The organism is Kitasatospora sp. NPDC057965 (assembly GCF_042887135.1).
Classification (GTDB): Bacteria; Actinomycetota; Actinomycetes; order Streptomycetales; family Streptomycetaceae; genus Kitasatospora.
The window spans coordinates 1-10372 of record NZ_JBHVPZ010000066.1; the positions used below are offsets into that span (position 1 = coordinate 1).

Annotated in this window: 10 protein-coding genes; 1 reads left to right on the plus strand and 9 read right to left on the minus strand. The window is 76.4% G+C overall.

The window, feature by feature from the left end; genetic code table 11:
- Positions 1-88: 88 nt before the first annotated feature.
- The 9 genes from ACFVVU_RS38815 to ACFVVU_RS38855 all read right to left on the minus strand — a co-directional run bounded on the left by ACFVVU_RS38815 (position 89) and on the right by ACFVVU_RS38855 (position 9585).
- Positions 89-1480, minus strand: a complete 1392-nt coding sequence (locus ACFVVU_RS38815; protein WP_387794554.1) for an aldehyde dehydrogenase family protein — start codon at positions 1478-1480, stop codon at positions 89-91.
- A gap of 46 nt (positions 1481-1526) precedes the next feature.
- Complete coding sequence (locus tag ACFVVU_RS38820; RefSeq protein WP_380683717.1) at positions 1527-3263, minus strand: asparagine synthetase B family protein; 1737 nt, start codon at positions 3261-3263, stop codon at positions 1527-1529.
- Between the two features lie 89 nt (positions 3264-3352).
- Positions 3353-3928, minus strand: coding sequence for a hypothetical protein (locus ACFVVU_RS38825; RefSeq protein WP_380683718.1), 576 nt, complete (start codon positions 3926-3928; stop codon positions 3353-3355).
- Positions 3929-3977: 49 nt separating this feature from the next.
- Positions 3978-4880, minus strand: a complete 903-nt coding sequence (locus ACFVVU_RS38830) for a hypothetical protein (RefSeq protein WP_387794556.1) — start codon at positions 4878-4880, stop codon at positions 3978-3980.
- Positions 4881-4909: 29 nt separating this feature from the next.
- Positions 4910-6082, minus strand: coding sequence for a hypothetical protein (locus ACFVVU_RS38835; RefSeq protein WP_387794557.1), 1173 nt, complete (start codon positions 6080-6082; stop codon positions 4910-4912).
- On the minus strand, positions 6079-7227 hold the full coding sequence (locus ACFVVU_RS38840; protein WP_387794559.1) for a hypothetical protein: 1149 nt from the start codon (positions 7225-7227) through the stop codon (positions 6079-6081). The genes ACFVVU_RS38835 and ACFVVU_RS38840 overlap by 4 nt, the downstream gene beginning before the upstream one ends.
- Positions 7224-7895 carry a cupin domain-containing protein gene (locus ACFVVU_RS38845; protein ID WP_387794560.1) on the minus strand — a complete coding sequence of 224 codons (672 nt, stop codon included), beginning with the start codon at positions 7893-7895 and terminating at the stop codon, positions 7224-7226. Before ACFVVU_RS38845 ends, ACFVVU_RS38840 begins: the two co-directional genes overlap by 4 nt.
- A 146-nt stretch (positions 7896-8041) precedes the next feature.
- On the minus strand, positions 8042-9121 hold the full coding sequence (locus ACFVVU_RS38850; RefSeq protein ID WP_387794562.1) for a polyprenyl synthetase family protein: 1080 nt from the start codon (positions 9119-9121) through the stop codon (positions 8042-8044).
- Positions 9118-9585 (minus strand): hypothetical protein, encoded by a 468-nt coding sequence (locus ACFVVU_RS38855; RefSeq protein WP_380683724.1) that lies wholly within the window; start codon positions 9583-9585, stop codon positions 9118-9120. The genes ACFVVU_RS38850 and ACFVVU_RS38855 overlap by 4 nt, the downstream gene beginning before the upstream one ends.
- Before the next feature lie 357 nt (positions 9586-9942).
- On the opposite strand from ACFVVU_RS38855, the gene ACFVVU_RS38860 reads away from it, so the two are divergent.
- Positions 9943-10320, plus strand: a complete 378-nt coding sequence (locus tag ACFVVU_RS38860; RefSeq protein WP_380683725.1) for a hypothetical protein — start codon at positions 9943-9945, stop codon at positions 10318-10320.
- The last annotated feature ends 52 nt before the right edge of the window (positions 10321-10372 follow it).

Genomic DNA, 10372 nt, shown 5'->3' on the forward strand with positions numbered 1-10372 from the left:
AGCCGCCTGACCGCCAACCCGGACAGAACCGGGCAATACCTCCGCCCGAAACCACTCGCGGCAGCCTAAAACGGTATCGAACACCCTCTCAGAGCCGGGCGGTCACCGTCTTGGGGCGCTGGTACTCGTGCAGGGCCAGCACGGAGAGGTCGGTGCCCTGGCCGGAGGCGCCGCGGCCACCGTGCGGGAGTTCGGCGGTCTGGACGAGGTGGCAGTTGATCCAGGTCTCGCCGGCGTCCAGCCGCGCGGTGAGGTCCAGGGCGGTGGACAGGTCGGCGGTCCAGACGCTCGCGCCGAGCGCCTGCGGCACGGCGTTGGCGAGGGCGAGCGCGGCGTCGACGGTGGGGGCGTGCTGGACGGTGAGCAGCGGGCCGAACACCTCCTCGACCACCGCCGGGTCGTCGTCGGGGAGGTCGGCGAGCAGCCGGGCCGGGCGCCAGAGGCCGTCGGCGCGGCCGGGCGCGGGCAGTGAGCGCTCGGCACCCGAGGCGGCGAGGATCCGGTCGTAGCGGGCGGCCTGGCCGGGGTTGTTGAGCGGGCCGAAGTCCCGGCCGGCCTCGTGCTCGCCGAGCGCGGCGGCGAGGGCCTCGACGGTCCGCTCGTAGTGCTCGGTGAGGGTGATCACCCGGGCGGGCGCGGCGCAGCTCTGCCCGGCGTTGTAGGTGCACGCCGCCGCGAGCGCGGACCAGGTGTGCGCGGGGGCGTCCGGCAGCACCAGCACCGGGCTGTTGCCGCCGAGTTCCAGGCTGACCCGGCGGTGCCCGGCCCGGGCGGTGATGTCGGCGCCGGCGGCCGCGCTGCCGGTGAAGGCGATCAGGTCCACCGCGGCGGCGACCAGCAGCCGGCCGGTTTCGCGGTCCCCGGGAAGGGCGGTGAGCACGTCCTCGCCGAGCGCCTCGGCGGCGTGGGCGGCGAGCAGCGTCGCGGAGTCGGGGGTGGTCTCGGCGGGCTTGAGCACGACGGCGTTCCCGGCGGCGAGTGCCGGGGCGGCGCGCCAGGCGGCCATCAGCAGCGGGTAGTTCCACGGCACGACGGCGGCGACCACGCCGACCGGCTCCCAGCGCACCCAGCTCTCGTGGCCGGGCAGGTAGCGGCCGGCGGCCGGCGCGGTGCCGGTGCGCGCGGCGCCCGCGGAGAACCGGAACAGGTCGGCGACCTCGCGTATCTCGGCGGTGGCCTCCGCCTCGGGCTTCCCGGTGCCGGCCTGCTCCAGCACGGTGTACTCGGTGAGGTGGCGCTCGATCAGGTCGGCGAGCGCGTCCAGGCGGCGCTCGCGCTCGCGCGGGGTGAGTACGCGCCAGCGCGCGGCGGCGGCCCGGGCGCGGGTGACGGTCGCGGCGACCTGCCCGGCCCGGGCGGGGACGAGCGTGCCCCGGGTGTGACCGGTGCGCGGGTCGGTCAGGTGGAGCTCGGGTGCGTCGGCGGAATCGGTGGCGAGGTCGGCGGTGGAGTCGGTGGCGGAAGCGGTGGACGGTGCCATGGCGGGGCCTCCCGGGCCGGGGCAGCAGGGGACGTGGGCGAGCGGGTCACAGATCGTAGGAGCGCAGCCAGAGTTCGAGGGTGAGCACCAGCCAGAGCTTGCCGCCCTGGCGGGGCAGCAGGGTGCCCTCGCGGCGCATCCAGGTGCGCACGGTGTCCGGGCGGACCAGCCCGCGTTCACGGGCGGTGCGTCCGAGCAGCAGCTCGCCGGAGAGCTCGCGCAGCGGGCCGTGCAACCACTGCTGGACCGGGACCCGCATGCCGCTCTTGGGCCGGTCGACGACGGCCGCGGGCAGCAGGTCCCGCACGGCCTCCTTGAGCACCCACTTCTCCACCGTGCCGCGCAGCTTGAGGGTCGGCGGGGTGGCGAAGGCGTGGTCGACGACCTGCCGGTCGAACAGCGGTGAGCGGCCCTGCACCCCGCGCGAGGCGGTGAGCCGCTCGACCTTGGTGAGGATGTGGTGGGCACCCTTGGTGCGCAGGTTGCAGTGCAGCAGCTGGTTGAGCAGCGCCCGCATCGGCCCCGGGGCCAGGTAGGGGGCGACGAAGCGGTGCGGCCGCGGTTCGCCGGCCAGGGCGTGCAGGGCGTCGGCGGTGAGCAGCCGGGGCAGGTCCTCGTAGCACTTGCGGTAGGACCGCAGGTAGGCCTCGGCCCGCGCCTCGGGGGACGGGTCGTCCCGGTGCATCTCGTGGACCAGCATCGGCAGGTTCTTCGGCCCGCCGTACACCGGGTCGCCGCCCTCGCCGTTGAGCGAGACGGTGATCCCGTCGGCGGCGACGGCCTCGGCGAGCATCAGATTGGGGACGGTCAGCGGGTCGCCGACCGGGCTGTCGAGCAGGGCGACGGTGTCGGCGAGCCGGGCGGCGACCTCCTCGCCGGAGACGGTGAGGATCCGGTGCCGGGTGCCGCAGTGGTCGGCGACCAGACCGGAGTACCCGAGCTCGTTGGGCAGCCGGTCGCCGAAGCTGATCGAGTAGGTGTGCACCGGGTGGTCGTGCAGCCCGGCGGCGAGCGCGGTGACCAGCGAGCTGTCGACACCGCCGGACAGCAGCACTCCGACCGGACCGTCGTCCGGCAGCCGCCGGGCGGTGGCCTGTTCGAGCAGCCCGCGCAGCTGCCGCGCGTACGCCTCGGCCGGCGGCGCCTCGCCCTCGGGCAGGCGCTCGGCGGGCTCCCAGAACGGCTCCTGGCGGGCGGACCCGTCGGCGGCCAGACGCAGCGCGCGGCCGGGCAGCGCCTCGTGGACGCCGCGCAGCAGGGTCTCCTCGCCGGGCAGGTAGGCGAAGGTGAGGAAGGAGCGGACGGCGGCCAGGTTGAGGCCGGTGCCGAGCGCGGGCCAGTGGCGCAGGGCGCGCAGCGAGGTGGAGGAGGCCCAGCAGCCGTCGGCGCGGGCGTAGAACAGGGTACGGGTGCCGGCGTGGTCGCGGATCAGGACGAGGTCGGTGCCGTCGACGACGGCGAGCGCGAACATGCCGTCGGCCCGCCGCAGGCCGTCCGCGCCGAGCCGCCGCCACAGCCGCAGCAGCAGCTCACCGTCGGGGCAGCCGTCGGGAGCGGGGGAGCCGGCCGCGGCGAGGGCGGCGAGCAGCTCGGGGCGGTTGTGCAGGGTGACCTCGCCGACGGCGGTGGTGCCGTCGACGGTGAACGGGCCGGTCGCGAAGCCGGGTTCGGCGTGCAGCAGGGCGGCCTGCGCGCCGTCGGGGGCGGGGGCGCCGGTGAGGGCGGCGAGGTGGGTGCGGGCCCGGTCGGCGTCGGGGCCGGCGCAGGCGCAGCAGCGGGGCATGGTGGCGCGGTGCCTTTCGATCGAGTGGCGGCCCGCCGGGGCGGGGCCGGGGTGGTGCGGAGGCCGGGCGGGCCGGTGGCGGGGGCGGCTCAGCCGAAGTCGTCGCCGTCCCAGCCGTCGTCGGAGTCGTTCCAGTCGCCGAAGTCGTCGGCGGACCCGTCGTCGGCGGCCGGGTCCGCGTGGTGGCCGTCGTGTCCGTCGTCGCCGTCGTCGCCCGTGGAGACGTCGCCGCCCCCGTCACCGCCGCTGGAGGCCTGCCGCCGGGCCTCGGCCCGCAGTTCCTCCTCCTCGGCCTCCGACAGCTCGTCCGGCGGCAGCTGCGCGGCGGTGATCGCGGCGACCCCCGCCACGCCGAGGGCGCCGACCACCACGCCGAGCCGCCCGCCGAAGGAGCTGCGGTTCAGGGTGACCAGCCCGCCGCCCCACACGGTGCGCCCGTAGCCGATGTCACGGCCGTACTCGGTGGCGCCGTCCGCGTACCGCCGCTTGACCAGGTCGCGGCCGAGGGGTTCGTCGGTGCCGGAGCGGCCGAGGCTGTCGTGCCAGTGGATCTGCCGGTCGGTACCGCGCCGGCGCCACTCGCTGCGGCCGTCCTCGTACCGGCGGTGCACTTGGCCGTCCGCCAGCAGTTCGTCGCGGTAGCCGAGGTGGCGTGCGTTGCTCATGGGTGCGGGGTCCTCACGGATCGGGACGGGACGGGGAGGGGGTGCGGGTTCAGCCGGTCGGCCAGCTGAGGAAGCCGCTGCCGCGCGCGGTGCGCACGCGCCGGCGCAGCGGGGTGCGGCGCGGTCCGGCCGTGCCGCCGCCGCGGACCTGGCGGATCACCGTGTGCAGCAGCCGGGCCGGGGCGACGGCGGCCAGTTCGATGGTCCGACCGCTGCCGAGCCAGGCCCGCTCCTCGGGGCGCAGCCCGGCGGGCAGCGGCCCCCGGTATCCGTGCGGGCCGCGTCCGGAGGTGAGGTGCAGGGTGGCGGCGTGCCGGGGCACCAGGCCCATCGAGCGCACCCGGACGCCCGGCGCCGGGTCTGCCGTCGGTCCCGCCGTCGGTCCCGCCGCGGGCTCCGGCTCCGGCCGGTACGCCGCCCGGACCTCCTCGAAGCAGGCCAGCCCCGACGGACTGGCGTCGTGCAGCACGTGCACGACGGCGCCCCCGGCCCGCTCCAGCGCCGCAACCAGCCGTTCGTCCAGCGGCAGGTCACCGGCCGCGACGATCGGACAGGCGGCCTCCAGATGCAGGTCGTTGGCGAGCAGCATCGCGGTGATCTCCCGGCTCTGGCAGACCAGCAGCCGGGGCAGCCCGTAGTCGTAGAGGTCGGGCTCCGCCGCGTCGGCGGCCCCCGGGCCGACCGCCCCCGGGCCGACCGGACGCGGCGCGGGCGGCGCCGGCAGCAGGCCGGGCAGCTCGTCGTGGCGCGCGGCCAGCGCGGCGGCGAACCGGGCGTACCGCACGGGCGGCGCCAGCGTGTACGGGATCCGGCGCGGTCCGGCGTGCAGCGGCTGGAGGACCCGGCACAGCTCGTAGTAGAGCTGGCGCTCGGTGTACCGCAGCCCGCCGGGCGCCCCGGCCCGGGCGGCGGCGACGGTCAGCGCGCCGTCCAGCAGCGGACGCAGCGTCATGGGGTTCCTGCCTCTCGTCGTCCCCGCCGTCACGCGGGGCCTTTGCGGAGGTCGGTGCCGCCGGGGCGGCCGCCGTCCTCGGTCGTGCCGTCCGGCCCGGGCTCGGGCCAGGTCATGAAGCCCACGGCGAGCGCCCGCCGACGGGTCTCGACCGGGCTCTCCGGCCGCCCCGCCGCCGGGGAGCGCACCGGGCCGGTCCGCAGGGCGGCCGGGTCCCGGGGCGCCGGCGGCGCGGTGATCCGCTCGGCGGCCCGCTCGGCGAGCGCCAGCAGCCGCTTGGGCGGCAGCGCCGCCAGCGGGGTCCACCAGCCCTCGGCGAACCAGTCGCGCTGGCCGGCGGTCAGCTCGGGCAGCTCCCGCTCCAGCCGGGCCGCCAGCTCCGCCGGGCGGTGGATGTCGCGCAGTAGCGTGTACTTGTGCTCGTCGGTCAGCACGGTGCGCACCGAGAGCCCGGCGTCCAGCACCCGCAGTCCGGGCCGCCCGGCCCGGGCCTCGGCGACCCGCAGGTGGCCGTACGGCGAGGCGTCGTGCAGGACCACCAGCGGCAGGCCCGCCGGGACGGCGCGCGGATCGGTGACGACCAGCGCGCGGTGGCGCTCGTGGTAGCGGTTGGCGTGCAGGAAGGCGCCGACCGTCCGGTCCGGGCAGAGTACGACGAACGCCGGGCCGGCGGGCAGTGGTCCGGGCTGCACCAGCCCGTCCTCCACCAGCCCGGCCGGCAGGGCGCCGTAGACGGCCCGCCAGCGGTCCAGCACGGTGCGGCGGAACTGGTCCTCGGTCCAGCGCGAGTTCACCGAGGTGTCCGGCACGGGGGAGTCGGCCAGCGCCCAGTTGCGGATGCCGAAGCCGATCATGACGAGCGCGGCCAGCAGGATCCACTTGCCGAAACCGGTGCCGCTCAGGATGAAGGCCACCACCAGGCCGATCACCGCGAAGGTGATCAGCGCCGCCGCGTCGCTCCGGCTGCCGCGGAACTTCACCGGGGGCCGCCCGCGGTGCTGCAGGGCGTAGTTGAGCTGTCCGCTGGTGACGGTCAGCCGGCCCTCGTCGGTGAGCTTCGCGATCACCTTGCGGATCCGTACGTCGTGCAGGCCGACGCCGTCGCTCTTCGGGTCGAGTGCGAACTCCTTGCGGCAGTAGGAGCAGCGGTGCCGGGGGCGCTGGCGCTGGAGCAGGTCCTTCGAGCAGTTCGGGCAGATCATCGCGGCACCTCCGGTACCGGCCAGCTGAGGAATCCGACATCGCGGCGCAGGGCCCGGTCGGCGGCCCGCTCGGCCATCGCCAGGACGCGGCGGGGCGGTTGGGCGGCGAGCGGGCTCCACAGGCCCCGGGTGAACCAGGCGCGCTCCGCCTCGGTGAGTGCGGGAAGCTGCCGCAGTTGCCGCCTCAGCGGCTCGCGCAGCTGGTGCTCGTACAGCTGGACGGCCCGCCCGCCCGCCGCCAGGACGGTGCGCGCCGACAGCCCGGCGTCCACCACCGTGCTGTCCGGCCGCGCGGCGCGGGCCTCGCCGGCCAGCAGGCAGCCCGCCGGCGAGGCGTCGTGCAGGACGATCACCGGCAGGCCCTTCGGCAGTTCGGCCGGCGTGGCGGCAAGCACCGCCCGGTACCGCGCGGGGAATCCGTTGACGTGCAGGAACGCGGTGACCGTCCGATCCGGGCAGAGCACGCCGAGCGCCGCCGGGCCGTCCAGCTCGGCCGGCCGCACGGCGGACTCCTCGACCACGCCCTCCGGGAGCGCGCCGTGGACCGCGATCCAGCGCTCGACGACCGAGCTGCGGAACATGTCCGCGTTCCAGGCGGAGTCGTTGCCGAGCGGTGAGGTCCACTGGGCCTGCTGCTGCTTGAGGCGTTTGCGCCGTTCCTGCCAGGCCCGTTCGGCCTGCTCGTGGGCGGATCTCAGCCCGTGCCGCCGGGACCACCGGACCAGCTCGGTCACCGCCCCGTGGAGCACCATGAGGCCGATGGCGGCGAGGGGGAGCGTGAAGACGATCAGGCCGATCGACAGGGTGAGCAGGTAGCAGACACCGGTCATCGCCGCCGCAGCCACGACGAAGTTGACGGCGATGACGACCGGATGGTCGAACCTCGGCGGGTTCGGTCGCGCCGGCGGGTTTTCGCGGGGCACCGGCCCGGGCGGCCGCCGCTCGTGGAAGGCCCAGCGCAGCTGCTCCACCGTCAGGACGACCCGGCCGCCGTCGCCCAGCCGCTCCACCGTGCGCCGCAGCCGCAGGTCGTGCAGGCCCCGGGTAGATTTCGGCTCCAGCGCGAACGGCTTGCGGCAGCGTCCGCAGACCCGCCCGGTGCGTTCACGGCCGCGTAACCGGGCCTCGCAGTGCGGACAGATCATCGGCCCGATTCCTCCAGCGCCGCCGCCAGCCTGCGCAGCCCCGCGGCGAGCCGCTCCCGCCGGCCGACCTGCCCGATCCGCTGACCGCGCTCCACCGCCCGCAGCGCCTCGGCGAGTTCGGCCTCCGAACGGCGCTCGGCCTCGGCCGCGGTGATCGCGTAGTCCTCGTGGTCGATGCCGTACCCGGTGTTGGCGGCCAGGATGTTGAGCGGTTCGCGGCCCCGGTTGGCGAAGGAGTGCGGCATCAGCTCGGGTATCCGGATCAGCAGGCCGGGCGTCAGCGGCAGGTTCACCACCCGGCGGCGCTCGGCGTCGTACAGGCCGCAGGCGGCGTGGCCGAGGCTGAGCACCAGGTGCTCGCCGCCGTGCGCGTGGGGGGTGAAGGCGCTGCGCGGCGCGACGATGCCGAGCTTGTAGGTGGCGTTCGACGGCCGCTCCGGCGAGGTCTTGGCGTCGCCGACCAGGTAGTGGGCGAACTGGCCCTCGTCGATGAACCGGAGCAGTTCCTCCCCGGCCGGACCGTGCGCCGACTCCGGTCCCAACTCCCGGGCGCCGTCCCGGTCCGCGAGCAGCACGCGGCCGTCGGGGCGCAACCGGTACAGCTCGGCGCCGGCCGGCAGCCGACCGGCGAGCCGTTCGAGTTCCCGCAGACCTGACCGTAGGGACATCGGCCACCCCACCCCCAGCTCGACCTGTGCGACGTCACCCCCGGTGACGCGGAGCGCCGCGCGGCCGGTTCCCTGTCTCCGGGACCGGTGTCGCGGATCCTACGCAACCGGGGTGACATCGTCCGGGGCGGGGAGTGGACGGAGGGTCAACGGCCGCGGGCCACCACGAAGTCCGGCAGCGCGGCGAGGAACGCCAGGGCCTGCGCCGCCTCCTCGTCCGGCGGCTCGGGAGCCCCCGCCAGCACCGCCCCGACCTCCCGCCCGGCGGCCGCCACCAGCCCGGCCGCCGCCTGCCGGGCGCTCGCCACGCAGTCGTACGCCGCCATCCGGTCGAGCAGCCAGGCCACCTCCGCCGCCGCCCCGGGGCCGCGCTGCGCCCGGGTGAGGCTCAGATGGCGCACCACCCGGGCCCGTTCGGCGGGGGTGGCGCGCTCCAGCAGGTGGATCAGCATCAGGGTGCGCTTGCCCTCCCAGAGGTCCCCGGCGATCTCTTTGCCGTACTCCTCGGCGGCCCCGGTCAGGTTGAGCACGTCGTCCTGGATCTGGAAGGCGGCGCCCAGGTACCAGCCGAACCGGTCCAGCCGGTTCGCGTCGGTGCCCGGGCCCTCGGCGACCAGCAGGCCGGAGCGGCACGGGTAGAGGAAGGTGTACCAGGAGGTCTTCTTCAGGCACATCCGGTAGTAGTCGGTGGCGGTCAGCCCGCAGGCGTTGTCGCGGATCCAGCCGATCTCCAGCGCCTGGCCCTCCAGTGACTGGCGGCACATCAGCTCGGTCTCCTCGAACAGCCGCCAGGCCAGCTCCCCGCCGAGCCCCCGCCGGTTGGCCATCACCCGGCGCAGCCCGAGCAGGTTGATCGCGTTGCCGACGTTCAGCGCGACCTCGACCCCGTACCGGGCGGGCAGGGTGGGCGCGCCCCGGCGCAGCTCGCTGCCGTCCTGGATGTCGTCGTGGACGAGGAAGGCGTTGTGGAACAGCTCCACGGTGACGGCCGGGTTGAGGGCCCGTTCGGAGCGCCCGCCGAAGGCCGCGCAGGTGGCCAGGCAGAGCGCCCCGCGCAGGCCCTTGCAGGGGCGGGTCGGGTAGTCGGCGGCCAGGTCGTAGAGGTACGGCGGGCTTTGCTCGGGGATGTGGCGCAGGAGTTCGGCGACGGTCCGCTCGCGGTAGCGGGCCAGGACGTGCTCGACCAGCGGCGCGCCGAGGGCGGGGGACGCGGCCGGGGCGCTCACCCCTGCGGCCGCTCGTCCGGCCGCTCGTCCGGCCGTTCGCCGGGCGCCGCGCCGGGCGTCGGGCCGGCGCCGTCGCCCGGCCGTGCGGTGCGCTGCGGTCCGAAGGCGTCCTGCAGCCCGCGGTTGGCGAGGCCGGGGACGAGCGAGCCGAGGCCGAGCAGCAGGTCGACGACGTCGTGGGCGTTGGCGGTGAGGCGCTGGGTGTGTTCGGAGACCTCGCCGGTGGTGCTGGCGAGCACCCGCTCGCTGACCGCGTCGATGAGCTGGTGGGTGTTCTCGGAGACCCGGCGCACCAGCCGGTCGAACTCCTCCTGGTCGACGCGGTGCTCGCCGGTCAGCCGCTCCGTCGCGGCCCTGGCGTCGGCGAGTCCGGCGGCCAGCTCGCGCTCAAGGACGGCCGCCGCCTCCATCACCGCGCGCGAGCCCTGCTCGCCCGACTCGCTGAACCGACCGGCGTCGGGCATGGCTGACCTCCTGGTTCGCGTCCCGGACGGGGCCGGGGACGGCGGGCCGCTCCGGCGCCGGGCAGGGGCGCCGCCTCGATCGCCGATGGTACACGGGTGTGTGCGGAGCGTGTCCATGGCGGCGCGGGGGAGTGGTCGGCCGGGTGCGCCTTCCGCAGTGCGCCGGAGCGGCCCCGGCGCGCGCGGTCGGGTGCGCGCTGCCTGCCGGCCGGGCGGCTCCCGGGGGCGGTGCGCGGCGGTCCGGCGAGTCGGCGGCCGGATGCCGGACGGTCGCTGGTAGTGATGGCGTGCTTGCGGAGCGATCCGCCGGGGGCGGAGGTCGGGAAGGCCGGGGACGGCACGGCAGAGGGAGCGGTCATGGGTGGCAGGCAGCGTCCGCCGAAGGCGCGGAACGTCCGCTCGGTGGCGGACACCGGGGCGGAGATCGCGAGGTTGGAGGGCTACCTCGCCTGGGAGGCGGAGGTCGCGGCGGCCGGGCGGGACGCCCGGGCCTTCGCCGACCGCTTCCCCTGGCTCCCCGAGGACGACCGGGAGGCGGTGGAGCGCGCCTACGCCGACGACCGGCTGCGGTACGCCGAGGAGGTCGTCGACCGGGCCGTCGGCCGCTGCCGCGAGCTGGCCGCCCGCTACCGCGCCGAGTGCCGCCGGGTCTGCGCCCGCTGGGCGGCGGTCTGCCTGGCGGTGGCGTTCGCCGCTGCGCTGCTCGCCGTGCTCCCGGCCGCGCTGCGCGCCTGACGGCCCGCCACCGGCCGCGCACGGGCCCGCCGCACACCCCTCGGGTGCGCGG